We start from the raw sequence: 20,999 nt of genomic DNA on the forward strand, positions 1-20,999 counted from the left end.
CATGTCCAACGGACCGGCAACAGAGCACGCCAAGGCGGAAGCCGCCATTGGCGAGACAGGCGTTGGCGAGATCGGCATTGACCCGATCCTCGGCTACGCGGCCTTGGCCGGCGTCACCGACGAGATGCTGGACGCCGAAGGTCGTATCAAGCCGGTCTGGGAGAACCTGATCGCGCATCTGAGCCGTCTCTCGGAAGCCGAGCTGCACGAACGGTTTGCCCGCGCCGACCGCTACCTGCGCGATGCCGGCGTGTTCTACCGCACCTATGCGGCACCCGGCAGCACGGCCGGAAGCGGCAGCGGTGAACGGGCCTGGCCGATCAGCCATATCCCGGTCCTGATCGCGGAAAAGGAATGGGAGGAGATCTCCCGCGGCCTCAAGCAGCGCGCCGACCTTCTGGAGGCGATGCTTGCCGATATCTACGGCGACAACAAGCTGGTCGAGGAAGGGTTTCTGCCGCCGCAGCTCGTCGCCGGCAATCCGGAATTCCTGCGCCCGCTGGTGGGCATAAAGCCGGTCAGCGGCCATTACCTTCATTTCTGTTCGTTCGAAATCGGCCGCGGTCCGGATGGCGACTGGTGGGTTCTGGCTGACCGTACGCAGGCCCCATCCGGCGCAGGCTTTGCGCTGGAAAACCGCGTCGCCACCACACGCGCGCTGTCGGATATCTATGCCGAAAGCCATGTCCACCGCCTCGCCTCCTTCTTCGGCGCCTTCCGCGATGCGCTGCAGAGCCACAAGCAATATCCTGACGACCGGATTGCGGTTCTTTCCCCCGGCCCCGCCAACGAAACCTATTTTGAACACGCCTATATCGCCCGCTATCTCGGCTTCATGCTTCTGGAAGGCGAGGACCTGACCGTTCTCAACAACCGCGTCATGGTCCGCACCGCGGCGGGTCTGAAACCCATCGGCGTTCTCTGGCGCCGCCTCGACGCCTCCTACGCCGATCCGATGGAATTGAACCAGAGCTCCCATATCGGCACGCCCGGCATGGTCCAGGCCCTGCGGTCCGGGTCGCTGACACTCGTCAATGCGCTCGGCTCCGGTATCCTCGAAACCCGGGCGCTGCTCGCCTTCATGCCCGCCATCTGCCACCGCCTGCTCGGAGAAGAACCGATCATGCCGTCGATCGCGACCTGGTGGTGCGGCCAGAAGGCCGAGCGGGACCATGTGGCCAAGAATATCGGGCGGATGGTCATCGGCCCGGCCTATTCCGGCCTGCCCTTCTTCGACGACAACGGCCAGTCGGTGCTCGGATCGTCCTTGAGAGAGACCGCAAGAGAATCGATCGGTGAATGGCTGTCGAGCGAAGGCGCCAAGCTCGTCGGCCAGGAAGTTGTGACGCTGTCGACAACGCCCGCTTATGTCGACGGCAAGCTCGTGCCGCGGCCGATGTCGCTGCGCGTCTTTGCGGCCCGCACCGAAGACGGCTGGCAGCTGATGCCCGGCGGTTTTGCCCGTATCGGCTCGGGCGACGACGTGGCCGCAATCGCCATGCAGGCGGGCGGCACCGCGGCCGATGTCTGGATCGTCTCCGACAAGCCCGTCGACAAGCCGACCCTGCTGCCGCCCGAAGAAAGCTTTACCCGCAACATGCCGGGGTCGCTGCCTTCGCGCGCCGCCGACAATCTGTTCTGGCTTGGTCGCTATATCGAGCGCTCGGAAGGTGCGTTGCGCATCCTGCGCTCCTGGCACCTGCGCTACGCGGAGTCAGCAGATCCCGACGCGCCGCTTCTGGTCGACGTCGCCGGCTATCTGAAGTCGATCGATATGGACATGGCAAAGGCCGTGCCGGCGCCGCTTCTGTCCCACCTCAACAGCGCCATCTATTCGGCCAGCAACATCCGCGACCGCTTTTCGCCGGATGGCTGGCTGGCCCTGACGGACCTTGCCAAGACCACCAAGCGCTTTCATGAAACCGCACAACCGGGCGACGATGCCGCCCATGCCAGCACCATCCTTCTGCGCAAGCTGGCGGGTTTTGCCGGTCTCGTGCATGAAAACATGTATCGCTTCACCGGCTGGCGCTTTCTTTCCATCGGTCGCTACCTCGAACGCGGCCTTCATATGACGCGGCTGCTCGCCCACATGTCCGGCCCCGACGCGCCGGACGGTTCGCTCGACATGCTGCTCGAAATCGGCGACAGCGTCATGACCCACCGGCGCCGCTACAACGTCAACACCGCGCGGCTGACCGTCGCCGACCTCCTGGCCCTCGATCCGCTCAACCCGCGTTCCATTCTCTTCCAGTTGAACGAGATCCGCACCGAGGTCGAGCAGCTGCCGAATGCCGTTGTGAACGGCCAGATGTCGCCCTTCTATCGGGAAGCAGTGCGACTGCATTCGGGCCTTGCAGTCATGACCCCCGAGGGCATGGACGTGGAAGTTTACCGTAAGCTTGAGCAGGAGCTTGAACGGCTTTCCGACATTCTCGCCCGAACCTATTTCAACTGAGCGGGAGAGGACACGCCATGCTTTACGACCTCTCCATGCACATGGGCTATGTCTATGACCAGCCGGCCTCGGTCGCACGGCATGTGATCCGGGTCCTGCCCCTGTCGCTGCCCGGCCGCCAGCGGCTGATTGCAGGCACGATCACCGTCACGCCGAACGCAGAGGAGAAAGCCACCTTCATTGATTTCTTCGGCCAGCAGGCGACCTCAATCCTGCTGCGCGCGCCGCATGAACGGTTCGACATCCGTATGCAGGCGCGCGTCATGGTCGAGACCCCGACGATCTCCGCGGATCTGTCGCCACGGCTCGATGGCTTGAGGCGGGAGCTTGCAGCGTATCTTAGCGTCGACGGCAGCTCGCCGCACAACCTGACCGGCGCAAGCCCTCGCCTGCCCGAAGATCCGCAGATTGCCGCCTATGCCCGCGACGTCGTCAAGCCGGGCCAGACGGTGCTGGAGATTGCAAAGGAGCTCTGCACCCGCATCTACGACGACTTCAAGTATGACTCCAAGGCGACCAAGGTCGACACAACCCCGCGCGAGGCCTTCAAGCTGAAGCGCGGCGTCTGCCAGGACTTTGCCCATATCATGATCACGGCGCTGCGCAGCCTCGGCATCCCCGCAGGTTATGTTTCGGGCTTCCTGCGCACTCTGCCGCCCCCGGGCAAGGAGCGTTTGGAAGGCGCCGACGCGATGCATGCCTGGGTCAAGGTCTGGTGCGGCGAGGCGGTCGGCTATGTCGAACTGGACCCCACCAACGACATCATGGCCGGCACCGACCATATCGTCGTCGCCTACGGCCGCGACTATTCCGATATCGCACCTGTCATCGGCGTGCTCAAAGGTTACGGAAATCGAAAGATCATCCAGGCGGTTGATGTGATACCGGTCAGATAGACCCGTTTTGGCGCTGAATCGTCGTGTTGGTTCAATTTTTAAAGGTTGATTTAGCGGTTCCTCCACCCGCTCCGCGCTATCAAGACCACGTGTTAGTGCAAATGAGTTGCGCGGTTACGGCACGGGGGTAAGTGCGATGACAGCATCAATTTGGACGCGGTTTGCCAAGAACCGCGACGGAAATTTCGGCCTTATGACAGCGGTGCTCCTGCCCATCCTCCTGGGTTCGGCGGGCGTTGCGCTTGATTTCACCAATGCCATGCAGATCAAGAGCAAGATGCAGGGTCTGGCGGATTCCGCGGCACTGGCAGCTGCCTCATCGATGGCCCAGAAAGGCATGAACGAGAAGGACGCCCAGGAACTGGCGACCGACTACCTCGCCGGCCAGATCCTTGCCAATGGCATAGACGCGAACGCCACACCTGAAGAAAAGGCAGCGCAGCAGGAGGCGATCCGCAAGGCCACCGCCGTCAGCGCCAAGACCACCAACAACAGCGCTTCCAGCAAGGGCTACACGGTGGCGCTCAACACCAAGTACACGATGAAGCTGAATCCGATCACCAGCATGATCGGCGGCCAGTCCATCACGCTGAATATTGCGGCCACGGCATCCAGCAGTTCGGAAACGACCAACGGCATCTCGATGTACCTGGCGCTTGACCGGTCCGGCTCGATGTCCTTTGTCACCAGCGACAGGAATACACTGCGGTCCTACTGTGACAACTACACCAACGCTGACTGGCCGTCGGTCGCCTTCTACTGGCCCTGCTACATCCGCAAGATCGAGGCCCTGCAGACGGCGGCAATGGGGCTGTTCACGTCGCTGAAGACGTCCGACCCGAAAAATACGCTGATCCGTGTCGGTGCGGTTTCCTACACCGATGAGACGCAGTCTCCGACACCGATGACATGGGGCACGACCGAGGCTGCCAAGTACGTGGCGGCGCTTCCAAGCGTTCCGACCGGCGGCACCGATGCCAGCGGCGCGATGACCCTCGCACTGAATGCGCTGAAATCGAGCAACACGACCGAGGCAACGGCGCATACGGCCAAGGGCAATGCCACCTTCAACCGCTACATCGTGCTGATGACGGATGGCGAAATGACCGGCAAAAGCGCCAACTGGAATCCGGCGCTGGACAGAACAGTGCGCAGCCAGTGCGAAACCGCCAAGGCCGATGGCATCAAGATCTTCACCGTTGCCTTCATGGCGCCGGACAAGGGCAAGTCGCTGCTGAGCACCTGCGCAAGCGCCAGCGACTACTATTACGAGCCCGAAGACATGACCGATCTCGTCAACGCGTTCGGCGATATCGCCAACAAGGCGGCAAAATCCGCGGTTCGCCTCACCAACTAGGCGGCAGTCTAAGTCTCTCGGAACGTTTGATTATTTGCAGAACCCCGTCCAACCGGCGGGGTTTTGCTTTTTTGCGAATCCACATGCCCATGACATATTTCAAGACCAATATCATTGCCCGTTGCAAGCGTTTCGTAACGGTGCATAACTGGTTTCCCAGATCTTCAACGAGGGTCCGAATCGGACGCAATTCTCACGCTTAACCAGAAAGTTAGCGCGACATGGACAAGACCTCTTCTAACGTCGAACTCCCCTTTCCGGCACCACGCAGCTCCCGGCCTGAAATCATGGCGGAGGAGATTATCGAGCGCCTGACCTACCGGATCGGCAAGGATGCGCAGGTCGCCAAGCCGCATGACTGGCTGACAGCAACGATCCTGGTGGTGCGCGACCGCATTATCGACCGGTGGATGGATTCGACCCGCAAGGTCTACAAGACCGGCGAGAAGCGCGTTTACTATCTATCGCTGGAATTCCTGATCGGCCGCCTGATGCGCGATGCCGTCAGCAATCTCGGCCTGATGTCGGAAATTCGCGACGCGCTGACATCGCTCGGCGTCGATGTGGCTGTCATTGCCGGCCTCGAACCCGATGCCGCCCTCGGCAACGGCGGCCTCGGCCGTCTCGCCGCCTGTTTCATGGAAAGCATGGCAACCGTCGAGATCCCGGCCTACGGCTACGGTATCCGCTATGTCCACGGCCTGTTCCGTCAGCAGATGGCCGACGGCTGGCAGGTGGAACTGCCGGAAACCTGGCTTGCCCACGGCAACCCCTGGGAATTCGAGCGCCGCGAAAGCTCCTACGAAATCGGCTTCGGCGGCACGGTCGATACCGTCGGCGGTTACGACGATGCGCCGCGCTACGTCTGGAAGCCAGCAGAGCGCGTCATCGCCATGGCCTACGACACCCCGATCGTCGGCTGGCGCGGCAAGCGCGTCAACACGCTGCGCCTCTGGTCGGCCCAGCCGATCGATCCGATCCTGCTCGATGCCTTCAATGCCGGTGACCACATCGGCGCGCTGCGCGAAAGCAACAAGGCCGAAAGCCTGACCCGCGTCCTCTACCCGGCCGATGCCAACCCGGCCGGCCAGGAACTGCGCCTGCGCCAGGAATTCTTCTTCTCCTCGGCCTCGCTTCAGGACATCCTGCGCCGCCACCTGCAGCAGTATCCGGACTTCACCAATCTTCCCGACAAGGTCGCGATCCAGCTCAACGACACCCATCCGGCGATTTCGATCGGCGAACTGATGCGCCTTCTGGTCGACATCCACGGCGTGGATTTCGACGAGAGCTGGGAAATTGTCCGCAAGACCTTCTCCTACACCAACCACACGCTTCTGCCCGAGGCGTTGGAAAGCTGGCCGGTACCGTTGTTCGAGCGCCTGCTGCCGCGCCACATGCAGCTCGTCTATGCGATCAACACCAAGATCTTGCTGGAAGCGCGCAAGCTGAAGAACTTCTCCGAAACCCAGATCCGTTCGATCTCGCTGATCGACGAGGGTGGCGAGCGCCGCGTGCGCATGGGCAACCTTGCCTTTGTCGGCTCGCATTCGATCAACGGCGTCTCGGCCCTGCATACCGACCTGATGAAGGTCACTGTGTTCCAGGACCTGCACACGCTCTATCCCACACGCATCAACAACAAGACCAACGGCATCACCCCTCGCCGCTGGCTGATGCAGTGCAATCCGGGCCTCACTTCGCTGATCCAGGACGCCATCGGCGACAAATTCCTTGATGACACTGAGGCGCTGACAGATCTTGAGAAATTCTCAAGCGACAGCTCGTTCCAGGACAAGTTTGCGGCGATCAAGCGCACCAACAAGATCGCACTTGCCAATCTGGTCGGCAGCCGCATGGGCATCAGGCTCGATCCGTCGGCCATGTTCGACATCCAGATCAAGCGCATCCACGAATACAAGCGCCAGCTCCTCAACATCATCGAGGCGGTAGCGCTCTACGACCAGATCCGCTCGCATCCGGAACTTGACTGGGTGCCGCGTGTCAAACTGTTCGCCGGCAAGGCGGCGCCGAGCTACCACAACGCCAAGCTGATCATCAAGCTGGCCAACGACGTCGCTCGCGTCATCAACAACGACCCATCGGTGCGCGGTCTCCTGAAGATCGTCTTCATACCGAACTACAACGTGTCTCTCGCCGAGATCATGGTCCCCGCGGCCGATCTTTCCGAGCAGATCTCGACGGCCGGCATGGAAGCGTCGGGAACCGGCAACATGAAGTTTGCCCTGAACGGGGCACTGACGATCGGCACGCTCGACGGCGCCAATGTCGAAATGCGTGACCATGTCGGGGAAGACAACATCGTCATTTTCGGCCTGAAGGCCGACGAGGTGCAGAAGGTCCGCGACGAGGGCCACGATCCCCGTGCAGTTATCGACCAGTCGCCGGAACTCGCACAGGCCCTGAATGCCATCGCGACCGGCGTGTTTTCGCCGGATGACCGGTCGCGTTTCACGGTCCTGATGGACGGGATCTACAATCACGACTGGTTCATGGTTGCCGCCGACTTCGATGCTTACGCAGCAGCGCAGCGCAGCGTTGACCAAATCTGGTCGGACCCTAAATCATGGTATTCGAAGACTATTCTCAACACCGCCCGCATGGGTTGGTTCTCCTCCGATAGAACCATTCGCCAATACGCGTCGGAAATCTGGAGAGCCTGATGACAAAAGCGCCGCGTACGCTCGATGACGGGAGAGCTCCTGGAGAAATCCCGTTATCCGAGATCGAGGCGATTTTGGAAGGCAGGCATACAAACCTCTTTGCCGTTCTCGGCCTGCACAAGGTCGGGCACGTCTACAGGGTCCGCTGTTTCATCCCCGGCGCCGAGGCCGTCACGGCCACGGCGCTGAACGGCACGGAACTGGGCGAACTCACCTGCCGCCACGAAGCCGGTTATTTCGAAGGCATCGTCTCCGCCTCGCAACGCCAGCCCGTCCGTTACCGCGCCCGCCGCGGTGATGACGAGTGGGCGGTGACGGACCCCTACTCGTTCGGCCCGGTTCTGGGACCGATGGACGATTATTTCGTCCGCGAGGGATCGCATCTGCGCCTGTTCGACAAGATGGGCGCCCATCCGATGAAGCACGAGGGCGTAGAGGGATATCACTTCGCCGTCTGGGCACCGAATGCCAAGCGCGTCTCTGTCGTTGGCGATTTCAACACCTGGGATGGCCGCCGCCACATCATGCGGCTGCGTCAAGACACCGGCATCTGGGAAATCTTCGCGCCCGATATCCTGGCTGGCACCCCCTACAAGTTCGAGATCGTCGGGAGCGACGGCGAGGTCCTGCCCCTCAAGGCCGACCCTTACGCCCGGCGCGCCGAGATGCGCCCCAAGACGGCGTCGGTGACGACACCGGAACTGGTGCAGAAATGGGATGACGACGCGCACCGCGAATTCTGGGAAAAGGCCGATCACCGCCGTCAGGCGATCACGATCTATGAGGTTCACGCCGGTTCATGGCGTCGCAAGCAGGATGGTTCGTTCCTCTCCTGGGACGAACTTGCCGCCGAACTCATTCCCTACTGCACCGACATGGGCTTTACCCATATCGAATTCCTTCCGATTACCGAACATCCCTATGATCCGTCCTGGGGCTACCAGACCACCGGTCTCTATGCGCCGTCGGCCCGTTTCGGCGAGCCGGAAGGCTTTGCCCGCTTCGTCAACGGCTGCCACAAGGTCGGCATCGGCGTCATCCTCGACTGGGTGCCCGCCCACTTCCCGGTCGACGCGCACGGGCTGCGCCATTTCGACGGCACCGCACTCTACGAGCATGAAGATCCGCGCCAGGGTTTCCACCCCGACTGGAACACGGCGATCTACAATTTCGGCCGACTGGAAGTCCTGTCCTACCTCGTCAACAACGCGCTCTACTGGTCGGAGAAATTCCACCTCGATGGCCTGCGTGTCGATGCGGTCGCTTCGATGCTCTATCTCGACTATTCCCGCCGCGAGGGCGAATGGGTGCCGAACGAATATGGCGGCCGCGAGAACCTGCAATCTGTCCGCTTCCTGCAGAAGATGAATTCGCTTTCCTACGGCAATCATCCCGGTGTGATGACCATTGCCGAAGAATCCACATCCTGGCCCAAAGTCTCGGCGCCGGTCCACGAAGGCGGTCTCGGCTTCGGGTTCAAGTGGAACATGGGTTTCATGCACGACACGCTGAGCTATCTCGCGCGCGAGCCTGTTCACCGCAAGCATCACCACAGCGCCATCACCTTCGGCATGGTCTACGCCTATTCCGAAAACTTCGTCCTGCCGCTCAGCCATGATGAAGTCGTGCACGGCAAAGGGTCGCTGATCGCCAAGATGGCCGGCGACGACTGGCAGAAATTCGCCAATCTGCGCGCCTATTACGGGTTCATGTGGGGTTATCCGGGCAAGAAGCTGCTGTTCATGGGCCAGGAATTTGCCCAGTGGAGCGAATGGAGCGAGGAGCGGTCGCTGGACTGGAATCTGCTGCAATACAGCCCGCACGAAGGCATGCGCCGTCTCGTCCGCGATCTGAACTTCTGCTACCGCTCCAAGCCCGCCCTGCATGCCCGCGATTGCGAGAGCGAAGGGTTCCGCTGGCTGATTGCCGATGATGCCGAAAACTCCGTGTTTGCCTGGCTGCGTATGGCGCCGGGGGAAAAGCCGGTGGCGGTGATCACGAATTTCACCCCGGTCTACCGGGAAAACTACCGTATTCCCTTGCCAAGCGAGGGCAGATGGCGGGAAATCCTCAACACCGATGCCGAGATCTATGGCGGCACCGGCAAGGGGAATGGCGGACGCGTGCAGGCGGTGAATGCGGGAGGAACGATCACCGCCGACATCACGTTGCCGCCTCTGGCGACGATCATGCTGGAATTGCAATAACGACCGGGAGGGAGAACCATGAACGACAAACGCATACAGCCACTCTCACGCGACGCGATGGCCTATGTCCTGGCCGGCGGCCGCGGCAGTCGCCTGAAGGAACTGACGGATCGCCGCGCCAAGCCAGCGGTCTACTTCGGCGGCAAGGCGCGCATCATCGATTTCGCGCTGTCGAACGCGCTGAATTCCGGCATCCGCCGCATCGGCGTTGCGACCCAGTACAAGGCGCATTCGCTGATCCGCCACATGCAGCGCGGCTGGAACTTCCTGCGTTCAGAGCGCAATGAAAGCTTCGACATCCTGCCCGCCTCCCAGCGCGTTTCGGAAACGCAATGGTATGAAGGCACGGCCGACGCAGTGTTCCAGAACATCGACATCATCGAAGGCTACGCGCCGGAATACATGGTCATCCTTGCCGGCGACCACGTCTACAAGATGGACTACGAGTACATGCTGCAGCAGCACGTGAACTCCGGCGCCGACGTCACCGTCGGTTGCCTCGAGGTTCCGCGCATGGAAGCCACGGGCTTCGGCGTCATGCATGTCAACGAGAAGGACGAGATCATCGATTTCGTCGAAAAGCCGGCCGACCCACCGGGAATTCCCGGCAATCCGGATTTCGCGCTGGCCTCGATGGGCATCTACGTCTTCCACACCAAATTTCTGATCGAAGCGCTGAAGCGCGACGCGGAAGCAGAAGGCTCCAGCCGGGACTTCGGCAAGGATATCATTCCCTATATCGTCGAGCACGGTAAGGCCGTCGCGCACCGCTTTGCCGATAGCTGCGTCCGGTCCGATTTCGAGCGCGAGCCCTACTGGCGCGATGCAGGGACGGTGGACGCATACTGGCAGGCCAATATCGACCTGACAGAAATCGTGCCCGGCCTTGACCTCTACGACAAGTCCTGGCCGATCTGGACCTTCGGTGAAATTACACCACCGGCAAAGTTTGTGCATGACGACGAAAACCGCCGCGGGTCCGCAACGTCCTCGGTCATTTCCGGCGACTGCATAATTTCCGGTTCGTCGCTCAACCGAAGCCTTCTCTTCACCGGCGTGCGTGCCAATTCCTATTCCAAGCTCGAAGGCGCGGTTGTGCTGCCGAACGTGCGGATCGGACGGCGCGCCCAGCTTCGCGACGTCATCATCGACCACGGCGTGACCATTCCGGAAGGCCTGATCGTCGGGGAGGATCCGGAACTCGATGCCAAGCGCTTCCGCCGCACCGAGAGCGGTATCTGCCTGATCACCCAGGCGATGATCGACAAGCTTGAGCTGTGAACGGGATCCTCCGATGAATGTTCTGTCGGTCGCGTCCGAAGTCTTTCCGCTGGTGAAAACCGGCGGCCTCGCCGATGTGGCCGGCGCACTGCCGCTGGCACTCAAGAGCCAGGGCATCTCGGTGAAGACCCTGATGCCGGGCTATCCGGCTGTCATGCGGGTGCTGAAGGATGCAAAACTCGTCATGAGTTTCGACGACCTTCTCGGTGCCAGTGCCGATATCCTCGAAGTCACGCACCAGGGGCTAGACCTCCTGGTGCTCGATTGCCCCATGTTCTTCGACAGGCCGGGCGGCCCCTATCTCGATCAGACGGGCAAGGACCATCCCGACAACTGGAGACGCTTCGCGGCACTGTCCAAGGCGGGTGCGATCATCGCGCAGGACGGTATCGCGGGCTGGCGGCCCGACATCGCACATGTCCATGACTGGCAGGCGGCCATGCTTCCGGCCTTTATGCGCTACTCGGAAACGCCCGAAATCCCGACGCTGATCACCATTCACAACATCGCGTTCCAGGGCATGTTCGGCGCCGATATCTTCCCCTTTCTCGGTCTGCCGGACCATGCCTTTGCGATGGACGGGATCGAATATTTCGGCGGCATCAGCTATTTGAAAGCCGGGCTGGAGACGAGCTGGGCAATCTCTACCGTTTCTCCCTCCTATGCCGAGGAAATTCTGAGCGGCGAATACGGCATGGGGCTCGAGGGTCTGCTCTCCCGCCGCTCCGTGGATCTGACGGGTATCGTCAACGGCATCGACGCTGAAATCTGGGACCCGGAAACCGACATCAACCTGCACACCCGCTACGGTGCCGAAAGCCTTGCAAGCCGCGCCGGCAACAAGCGGGCGATCGAGGAGCGGTTCGGCCTCGTCGAAAGCGACGGTCCGCTGTTTTGCGTCATCTCCCGCCTCACCTCGCAGAAGGGCATGGATCTGCTGGCGCAGGAGATCGACAACCTTGTCGAAGCCGGCGGCAGGCTGGCGGTGCTCGGCTCCGGCGATCAGGCGCTCGAAACCGCATTTCACGCCGCTGCAGGCCGCCATCCGGGCAGCGTTTCGGTTCTGACTACCTATGACGAGCCGCTGTCGCACCTGCTTCAGGGCGGCTCCGATGCCATCATCATCCCCTCCCGGTTCGAGCCGTGTGGCCTCACCCAGCTTTACGGTCTGCGTTACGGCTGCATCCCGGTCGTTGCCCGCACCGGTGGCCTCAACGACACGGTCATCGACGCCAGCCCCGCCGCACTTGCTGCGAAGGCCGCAACCGGTGTCTCCTTCGGCCCGGCAACAGCCGACAATCTTGGCCGCGCCCTGCGCCGCGCCATCCGTCTCTATAAGGATCCTGATGTCTGGACGGAAATGCAGAAGCAGGGCATGAAATCCGACGTTTCCTGGGACAGGAGTGCTGGCCTCTATGCCGCGCTCTATTCCGACCTACTTGCAAGAAAAGGCATTTGAGATGATCAAAACCGTATCGACCACGCCCTATCAGGATCAGAAGCCTGGAACCTCCGGCCTGCGCAAGAAGGTGCCCGTCTTCGCTCAGGAAAATTACGCCGAGAACTTCATCCAGGCGATCTTCGACAGCCTCGAGGGTTTTGCCGGCAAGACGCTGGTGATCGGCGGCGACGGCCGCTACTACAACCGCGAAGTCATCCAGAAGGCGATCAAGATGGCCGCGGCTTCCGGCTTCGGCAAGGTCATGGTCGGCCAGGGCGGTATCCTGTCGACGCCGGCCGCCTCCAACATCATTCGCAAATACCACGCCTTCGGCGGCCTGATCCTGTCGGCCAGCCACAATCCCGGCGGCCCGAACGAAGATTTCGGCATCAAGTACAACACCGGCAACGGCGGCCCGGCGCCTGAAAAGATCACCGATGCGATCTATGCCCGTACCAAGGTCATCGACACCTACAAGATCGCTGATGCGGCCGATATCGACCTCGATGACGTCGGAACGTTCAAGATCTCCGGAATGGAAGTCCAGGTCATCGATCCGGTCGCTGACTATGCCGAACTGATGGAGCAGCTGTTCGATTTCGTGGCAATCCGTGCCCTGCTTGCGAGCGGCGTCCGCATTGCGATCGATTCGATGGGCGCCGTCACAGGCCCCTATGCCGTGGAAATCTTCGAGAACCGGCTTGGCGCGCCCGAGGGCTCGGTACGCAACGCGATCCCGCTTCCCGACTTCGGCGGTCATCATCCGGACCCGAACCTTGTCCATGCCAAGGAACTCTATGACGACGTGATGAGTAAGAGCGGCCCGCATTTCGGTGCCGCCTCCGATGGCGACGGCGACCGCAACATGGTCGTCGGCAAGGGCATGTTCGTGACACCGTCGGACAGCCTGGCGATCATCGCAGCAAACGCGACGCTCGCACCGGGCTACGCCAAGGGTATTGCAGGCATTGCCCGTTCGATGCCGACAAGTGCGGCAGCCGACCGCGTGGCCGAAAAGCTGAAGATCGGCATGTACGAAACGCCGACCGGCTGGAAGTTCTTCGGCAATCTGCTCGATGCCGGCAAGGCCACCGTCTGCGGCGAGGAAAGCTTCGGCACCGGTTCCGACCACGTGCGCGAAAAGGACGGCCTCTGGGCGGTTCTGTTCTGGCTGAATATCATGGCAGCCAGAAACGAGAGCGTCGCTGAAATCGTCAAGTCGCATTGGGCCGAATACGGCCGCAACTACTATTCCCGCCACGACTACGAGGAAGTGGATTCGGATGCAGCGAACGCTCTCGTGGCGGCCCTGCGCGAAAAGCTCCCGACGCTCCCCGGCCAGACCTTCGGCGCACTCAAGGTCGAATTTGCTGACGATTTCGCCTATCTCGACCCGATCGACGGCTCCGTCTCGAAGAACCAGGGCATCCGCATCCTGTTCGAAGGTGGCTCACGCGTCGTGTTCCGCCTGTCGGGCACCGGCACGTCGGGTGCGACGATCCGCGTCTATGTCGAGCGCTACGAACCCGATGCCAGCCGCCACGACATCGAGACCCAGACGGCGCTCGCCGACCTGATCGCGGTGGCAGACGAGATTTCGGATCTCAAGAAGCGCTCCGGCCGGGATGCCCCGACGGTGATCACCTGATCGAGGCTGCCGGGTGACATTGCCCCTCATCCGGCGACAGCAACCTTCTCCCCGCAATCGGGGAGAAGGATTTGCCGCAGCGACACGGGACCCTACTTCCACAGGACACGTCTCTTCTTCCCACCAAGCCGAGAGAAGGCAGGCTGATTGTCAGCCGCGAACGCACGGTCGCTGGCGAAATGGATGAGCGATAAGGAACCCGATATGTCTCACGCACACGCTCAAAGACGCGGCGCTGTTCTCCTGGATAAGATGGCGGAATTCTCGGTCTGGTCGCAGCATGCGGAAAAGATCGAACTCTGCCTGTTCGATGCCGATGGCGAGACGGAAACCGCCCGCCACCCGATGACGCGCGGCGACGACAACCTTTACCGCATCGACCTTCCCTCGATCAGACCCGGCCAGCGCTACGGTTTTCGTGCCCATGGCATCTATGATCCGGATAAAGGCCTCTGGTTCGACCCGTCGAAACTGCTTGTCGACCCCTACGCCAAAGAACTCGACCGCCCCTTCGTCTACGATCCGAACCTCTCGAAGTTCAACTTCGACACGGCCGGCCTGGTGCCCAAGGCGATCGTCACGGAGCACGTCGCAGCCAAGATCGAAGCTCCGCGGTTTAATCCCGGCAGACTGATCTACGAAGTCGCCGTAAAACCCTTCACCATTCTTCATCCCGACGTGCCGGAAGATATCCGCGGCACAGTCGCGGCGCTCGCGCATCCAGCGGTCATCGCCCATCTCAAAAGGATCGGCGTCGACGCGATCGAGCTGATGCCAATCACCGCCTGGATCGACGAACGGCACCTCCCGTCGCTGGGTCTCACCAATGGCTGGGGCTACAATCCCATCGCCTTCATGGCGCTCGACCCGCGCCTTTGCCCGGGCGGGGTTGAGGAACTGCGCGACACCGTCGCCACCCTGCACGAGGCCGGCATCGGCGTCATCCTCGATCTCGTGTTCAACCATTCGGGCGAAAGCGATCGCTACGGTGCCACGCTGTCGATGCGCGGGATCGACAACCTCGCCTACTATCGCCACGCGAAAGACGAGCCGGGCCTTCTCATCAACGACACCGGCACCGGCAACACGCTCGCCTGCGACCATCCCGAAGTCCGGCGCCTGATCGTCGATACGTTGCGCCATTTCGTCATTCATGCAGGCGTCGACGGCTTCCGCTTCGATCTTGCACCGATCCTCGGTCGCACCTCGAACGGTTTCGATGCCGATAGCGAAACGCTGACCACGATGCTCGAAGACGAGGTCCTGAAAGACCGCGTCATGATCGCCGAACCCTGGGATATCGGCCCCGGCGGCTATCAGCTCGGCAATTTTCCGGTAAAATTCCTTGAGTGGAACGACCGCGCCCGCGACGACATCCGCCGTTACTGGCGCGGCGACGAGTGGACGACAGGCGCGCTCGCCACCCGGCTTGCCGGCTCGTCTGACCTATTCTCTGGACACACGCGCACGGTCAATTTCCTCGCCGCCCATGACGGCTTCACGCTGATGGATCTCGTGTCCAACGAGCACAAACACAATGAGGCGAACGGCGAAGACAACCGCGACGGTCACGGCGACAACATGTCCTGGAACAACGGCACCGAAGGCGTGACCCGCGACCGCGATATCCTCGCCGACCGTCGAAGGGACGCCGAAGCCCTGCTTTCGACGCTGTTTGCCAGCCGAGGCACGATCATGCTGACGATGGGCGACGAGGCCGGTCGCTCCCAGCGCGGCAACAACAACGCCTACGCGCAGGATAACGAGATCACCTGGATGGACTGGGCCACGCTCGACAAGGCGCTGGTCGAGCACACGGCAATGCTTTCAGCCCTCCGCAAACGGTTCTCCGTATTCTCCGAAACCAGCCTGCTCACGGGCGATGGCGATATCGAATGGATCTCGCCAAGCGGCCAGCCGATGCAGGTCTCCGACTGGGAAAACCCCGCCAATCCGGTCCTCGGTTTCATGCTGAAAACCGACGATGCAACGACCGGAAAGGCCACGCGGCTCGCCATCATCGTCAACCGCGGCCACACCCCGCAAACCTTCGCCCTTCCCGGCCCGAACTGGCGTTGTTATCCTGATAACCAGCCGTGGGATACGGCACTTGCCCCCCGGTCGGTCAGCTTTTGCATCGAAAATTGATGCACTGCAAAAACCTGTCGCCAAGTCCTTCAAAGCCTGTAAGAGTCCGCATCACAACCAACGGAAAGAGCAGCGCATGCGTGAAATTTCCCTCGCCGATGTTGCAGGACTGGTCGGTCAGGAACTGGGTGTTTCCGACTGGATTACCGTCAACCAGACAATGATCGACCAGTTCGCCGATGCGACGCTCGATCACCAGTTTATCCACGTGGATCCAGAGCGCGCCAAGGCCGAAAGCCCATTTGGCGGCACCATCGCCCACGGCTTTCTGTCGCTGTCGCTGCTGTCAGCCATGAACTACGAAACCATGCCGAAAATCCGCGAACAGACGATGGGGATCAACTACGGGTTCGACAAGGTCCGCTTCATGTCGCCCGTCAAGAGCGGCGCGCGGGTCCGCGGCCACTTCACGCTGGCCGACAGCCGCTTCCGCGGCGCCGGCATGCTGATGACCACATACGAGGTTTCGATCGAGATCGAGAACGAGAAAAAGCCAGCACTGACCGCCACATGGATCACCATCGTCCAGTTCGACCCGAAGGATCGGCCGGAAGACGCCTGAGTTACCTCCCGTTCATCTCCTCTCGCGTCATCCCAATTCCAGCATCAGCAACCCGATGAGCGGCGGCAAGGCGGCACCGATGAGAAGGGGCGCCGTCCGGGATGCCGTCAGCCCCAGCGCAGAACCGGAAACCCCGGCCGCGATCAACCCGGCGATCGGCATCGACAGACTGCGGTCGATCCCCGGCACGAGCGAAGCCAGTAGCGCCGCAATGACCGCTACTCCGCCGACCAGAATGCCCTTCCACAGTTCGACACCGGACAACTTCGCCGCTACCGCGCCCCCGGCGATGGCGGCAGCGATCCCGAGCAAGACCCACTGAATATCCGGCCAACCAGCGTCCACCATAAAAAACCCTCCCATTCTGCAATGGGAGGGTGCGGTATTGTCGAACCCAATTCAAGTCAGGCGATGGTCGAAGAGCTAGAGCGCAGCGTCTTTCGCGCCTTCCGAGAGAAGGCCGAAGGCGTAGTCGGAAAACGACCGCCAGACTTCCATCCGGAACGCCTCCTCGCCCGTGCGCAGAAGCACCACTTCCACCTTGCCAAACAGCGTGCGCGAGCAGGCGCCGACTGGAAAGACTGAAAGCGACAGATCCTGCGGGCAACCCGTGTTGATCGCGGCCTCCGCACCCGGACCCGAAATCAGGATCGCGGTGTTGCGGTGCGACACGTCGGTCGCCGAATGCAGCACGCCGGAATTTGCGACAGCGGTCATCAGGCCGCTCTCGCTTTCGTCGATCACCAGCCACTCGTCCGGTCCGAGCCACAGAGCGGTGCGGCCATTGGCGGATGCGGACGTCTTCGGCCTCACCGGCAGATCGACACCCAACGAGCCGGAAAGTGCTGAGACATCCTCCGCCTTCGCCCGCAGCGAAATGCGGCCGGCCGGAGCTGCCGGTTCGAGCCGGACGACGGAAGATCCGCCGTGGAAACCGGTCATCGGGAGTACGCGCTGAGCCATTGCAAAATCAGCCATTGATGCGGCCTCCTTCCTTGTCGAAGAACACCATGTCGGTCACTTCCACCGAAATCGTCCTGTCGGCCATCGGCACGTAGAGCGTGCTTCCCATCTTCGCCCGTCCGCCGGCAACCAGCGCGATCGCGATCGATCGGCCGAGAGTTTCCGACCAGTAGGACGAGGTGACATGACCGAGCATGGTCATCGGCTTGGCCTGGTTCGGATCGGCAACGATCTGCGCGCCCTCTTCCAGCACATCCTTCGGATCCTTGGTGAACAGGCCGACCAGCTGCTTGCGTCCCTCGCGCACGAGGTCCGGACGCTTCAGCCCTCTGATGCCGACGAAATCGGTCTTCTTCTTCGAGACCGCCCAGCCATAGCCCGAATCGTCGGGCGTGACCGTGCCGTCCGTATCCTGGCCGACGATGATATAGCCCTTTTCAGCGCGAAGAACGTGCATGGTTTCCGTGCCGTAGAGGCAGGCCCCCATCGTCTGCGCCCGTTCCCAGATCGCTTTCCACACGGCCGCCCCGAAATCGGCGGGGACATTGACCTCGAACCCGAGTTCGCCGGTAAACGACATGCGGAACAGCCGCCCCGGCACGCCCATGATCGTGCACTCGGCAACGCTCATATGCGGGAAGGCTTCGTTGGAAATGTCGAGCCCTTCGATGAAGGGAGCGATGATCTCGCGCGCCTTCGGACCCTGAACCGCAATCACAGCCCATTGTTCGGTTGTCGATGTCAGCCAGACGTTGAGATGCGGGAATTCGGTCTGCAGATAGTCTTCCATATGCTGCAGCACCCGCGGCGCGCCGCCGGTCGTGGTCGTGACATGGAAACGGTCTTCTGCCAGGCGCCCGACGACACCGTCGTCATAGATGAACCCGTCTTCCCGCGTCATGATGCCGTAGCGGCTCTTGCCGGGTTTCAGCGTATCCCAGGCATTGGTGTAGAGCAGGTTGAGGAATTTCGCCGCATCCGGGCCGACCACCTCGATCTTGCCGAGCGTCGAGGCATCAAACACGCCGCCGACCTCACGCACGGTTCTGCACTCGCGATTGACGGCTGCGTGCATGTCTTCGCCGCGCTTGGGGAAATACCAGGCGCGTTTCCAGTTGCCCACATCCTCGAACTCGGCGCCCTCAGCCGCTTCGAGCGCATGCATCGGCGTCTTGCGGGCCGGATCGAACAGGTCGCCGCGCGAATGGGCGATCAGCGTGCCGTAGGTGACAGGCGTGTAGGGCGCGCGGAACGTGGTGAGACCCACCTGCGGGATCGGCCGGTCGAGTATTTCCGACGCGATGGCGAGGCCATGCATGTTGGAAAGCTTGCCCTGATCGGACGCCATGCCATTGGTGGTGAAGCGCTTGATATGCTCGATCGAATGCATGCCCTCGCGCACGGCAAGACGGATATCCTTGGCGGTCACGTCATGCTGGAAATCGACGAAGGCCTTGACCGCATCATCAGGTCCGGCCCCTTCGGCCGCACCGATCATGCCGCCGGTCCATTCGAACCGGTTTTCGCCCGAGACAACAGCTGCACCGCCGCCTGCGGCAATCGCCTCGTCGATCAGATCGGCGAGATCGTCGGTTCCGTTGCAGGCCCCGACCGAGATGCAGTTCTGGGCGTAGATATCCGGCAGGAACCGCTGGTTTGCCTCGTCGAAGCGCAGTTTTCCGCGAGACTGCGAGAACAGATGCACTGACGGAGTCCAGCCTGCCGAGATGAGCAGCGCGTCAACCTTGATCTTGCGCGCATTGGCGCCGCCATTGCGGGTGACGGTGATGGAGTTGATCCGCAGCCGGCCGGACGTGTCGGTCACGGCATGGCCTGTCAGCACGTCGATCCCGAGCGCACGAGCCTCGGCAAGCACACCATCGCCCGGATGGCTGCGGCTGTCGACGATCGCAGCGATCGACACACCCGCCCGCTTCATGTCGAACGCCGCCTCATAGGCGCTGTCATGCGCGGTATAGACGCCGACATTGCGGCCGACGGCAACGCCGTGATGGTTGAGGAAACTGCGCGCGGCAGACGCCAGCATGATGCCCGGCCGGTCGTTGTTGGCAAACACCATATGCCGTTCGATCGAGCCGGTCGCCAGCACGACCTTTTTCGCACGCACCTGCCAGAGACGCTCGCGCGGCAGGTCCCTGCCCGGCAGCGCCACATGGTCGGTCACTCGCTCCACAAGGCCGAGGAAACCGTGGTTGTAATAGCCGAACACGGTGGTGCGGGTCAGCACCGTGACATTGTCCATCGCCTTCAGCTTTGCAGCCATGGCCTGTGCCCAGTCGAAACCGTTTTGGCCGTCGATCACCGTGGAACTGTCGAAATGCAGCGCACCGCCGACTTCCGGCTGTTCGTCGACGAGAATCACCTTACTTCCGGTCGCAGCCGCCGAAAGTGCCGCCGTCAGGCCGGCGACACCGGCGCCGGCGATCAGCACGTCGCAATGCACGTAGCGGCTGGCGTAATGATCGGGATCGGCTTCCTTCGGCGCTTCACCCAGACCCGCGGCGCGACGGATGATCGGCTCGTAGAGTTTGTGCCAGGCTTCCCGCGGCCACATGAAGGTCTTGTAGTAGAAACCCGCGGCAAAGAACGGCGACAGCATGTCGTTGAACGCGCCGATATCGTATTTCAGCGACGGCCAGCGGTTCTGCGAGGCGATCTTTGCGCCATCGAACACTTCCTGCACCGTGGCGCGCACGTTCGGCTGACGGCGAGCGGCATCGCGCGACACGTCGAGCAGCGCATTCGGCTCTTCCGGACCTGATGTCAGGATGCCGCGCGGGCGGTGGTATTTGAACGAGCGGCCGAGCAGATGCACGCCATGCGCCAGAAGCGCTGACGCGACCGTATCGCCCTCCAGCGCCGTGTAACTTTTGCCGTCGAAGGTGAAGCGCGCGGTGCGGGCCGGCGTATGACGGCCGGCGCCCTTGATGCGGAATTCGCCCGAGTTGGAGGAAGAACTCATCTTGCGTCTCCTTCCGTAGCTTCCCAGGTTTCGACGGTCTTTTCCTCGGCAATCGCTGCCGCCTTGCTTGCGACCGGGATCGGCTGTTTCGGCAAGCCTGCCTTGTAGGTCATCAGGAACCTGTCGCTCACCGTATCGCGGGCCGCGTTGAAGAAGCGGCCGCAGCCGTGAATATGCCGCCACCGTTCATAGGTGAGACCCTTTTCGTTGTTGCGCAGGAAAAAGAACTCGGCGAATTCCTCGTCGGAAATCGCCGCGATATTCTCCGGCCGGGCAATATGCGCCTCGCCGGCCCAGCGGAATTCCAGTTCCGAGCGATCTTCTTCACAATAGGGGCAGTGGATCAAAAGCATCTGGTCTATCCCCTCACT

General features: G+C 61.7%; 14 protein-coding genes. 10 read left to right on the forward strand and 4 right to left on the reverse strand.

Translation table 11 applies throughout. The annotated features are described in order from the left end of the window. Nucleotide 1: 1 nt before the first annotated feature. From IFT66_RS11255 to IFT66_RS11300, 10 genes are all read left to right on the forward strand, one after another. Nucleotides 2–2,458, forward strand: a complete 2,457-nt coding sequence (locus IFT66_RS11255) for a circularly permuted type 2 ATP-grasp protein (protein ID WP_192077637.1) — start codon at nt 2–4, stop codon at nt 2,456–2,458. 17 nt (nt 2,459–2,475) lie between these two features. Then, nucleotides 2,476–3,354 carry a transglutaminase family protein gene (locus IFT66_RS11260; protein ID WP_192077638.1) on the forward strand — a complete coding sequence of 293 codons (879 nt, stop codon included), beginning with the start codon at nt 2,476–2,478 and terminating at the stop codon, nt 3,352–3,354. A 136-nt stretch (nt 3,355–3,490) separates the two neighbouring features. Continuing rightward, nucleotides 3,491–4,711 (forward strand): vWA domain-containing protein, encoded by a 1,221-nt coding sequence (locus IFT66_RS11265; protein WP_192077639.1) that lies wholly within the window; start codon nt 3,491–3,493, stop codon nt 4,709–4,711. Nucleotides 4,712–4,932: 221 nt separating this feature from the next. Further along, nucleotides 4,933–7,395 (forward strand): glycogen/starch/alpha-glucan phosphorylase, encoded by a 2,463-nt coding sequence (locus IFT66_RS11270; RefSeq protein WP_062461031.1) that lies wholly within the window; start codon nt 4,933–4,935, stop codon nt 7,393–7,395. Continuing rightward, the gene (gene glgB, locus IFT66_RS11275) at nt 7,395–9,602 is read left to right on the forward strand and encodes a 1,4-alpha-glucan branching protein GlgB (RefSeq protein WP_192077640.1); all 2,208 of its coding nucleotides are present in this window, start codon (nt 7,395–7,397) and stop codon (nt 9,600–9,602) included. The genes IFT66_RS11270 and glgB overlap by 1 nt, the downstream gene beginning before the upstream one ends. Before the next feature lie 18 nt (nt 9,603–9,620). Next, nucleotides 9,621–10,883, forward strand: a complete 1,263-nt coding sequence (gene glgC, locus IFT66_RS11280; protein ID WP_062461037.1) for a glucose-1-phosphate adenylyltransferase — start codon at nt 9,621–9,623, stop codon at nt 10,881–10,883. Between the two features lie 13 nt (nt 10,884–10,896). Next, nucleotides 10,897–12,342 (forward strand): glycogen synthase GlgA, encoded by a 1,446-nt coding sequence (glgA, locus tag IFT66_RS11285; RefSeq protein ID WP_192077641.1) that lies wholly within the window; start codon nt 10,897–10,899, stop codon nt 12,340–12,342. A gap of 1 nt (nt 12,343) precedes the next feature. Beyond that, a complete protein-coding gene (locus tag IFT66_RS11290) occupies nt 12,344–13,972 on the forward strand; it encodes an alpha-D-glucose phosphate-specific phosphoglucomutase (RefSeq protein ID WP_192077642.1) in 1,629 nt (542 codons plus the stop codon). A gap of 204 nt (nt 13,973–14,176) precedes the next feature. Next, on the forward strand, nt 14,177–16,120 hold the full coding sequence (gene glgX / locus IFT66_RS11295; protein WP_192077643.1) for a glycogen debranching protein GlgX: 1,944 nt from the start codon (nt 14,177–14,179) through the stop codon (nt 16,118–16,120). Between the two features lie 76 nt (nt 16,121–16,196). Beyond that, a complete protein-coding gene (locus IFT66_RS11300) occupies nt 16,197–16,682 on the forward strand; it encodes a MaoC family dehydratase (protein WP_062461045.1) in 486 nt (161 codons plus the stop codon). Between the two features lie 27 nt (nt 16,683–16,709). Here IFT66_RS11300 and IFT66_RS11305 read toward each other — a convergent pair whose 3' ends face one another. The 4 genes from IFT66_RS11305 to IFT66_RS11320 all read right to left on the reverse strand — a co-directional run bounded on the left by IFT66_RS11305 (nt 16,710) and on the right by IFT66_RS11320 (nt 20,981). Beyond that, nucleotides 16,710–17,030, reverse strand: coding sequence for a hypothetical protein (locus IFT66_RS11305; protein ID WP_062461049.1), 321 nt, complete (start codon nt 17,028–17,030; stop codon nt 16,710–16,712). Between the two features lie 75 nt (nt 17,031–17,105). Beyond that, nucleotides 17,106–17,660, reverse strand: coding sequence for a sarcosine oxidase subunit gamma (locus IFT66_RS11310; RefSeq protein ID WP_192077644.1), 555 nt, complete (start codon nt 17,658–17,660; stop codon nt 17,106–17,108). Then, the gene (locus tag IFT66_RS11315; protein ID WP_192077645.1) at nt 17,653–20,628 is read right to left on the reverse strand and encodes a sarcosine oxidase subunit alpha; all 2,976 of its coding nucleotides are present in this window, start codon (nt 20,626–20,628) and stop codon (nt 17,653–17,655) included. The genes IFT66_RS11310 and IFT66_RS11315 overlap by 8 nt, the downstream gene beginning before the upstream one ends. Then, nucleotides 20,625–20,981, reverse strand: a complete 357-nt coding sequence (locus IFT66_RS11320; protein ID WP_062461058.1) for a sarcosine oxidase subunit delta — start codon at nt 20,979–20,981, stop codon at nt 20,625–20,627. Before IFT66_RS11320 ends, IFT66_RS11315 begins: the two co-directional genes overlap by 4 nt. Between the last annotated feature and the right edge of the window lie 18 nt (nt 20,982–20,999).

The organism is Rhizobium sp. CFBP 13726 (assembly GCF_014841925.1).
Lineage (GTDB): Bacteria > Pseudomonadota > Alphaproteobacteria > Rhizobiales > Rhizobiaceae > Neorhizobium > Neorhizobium soli.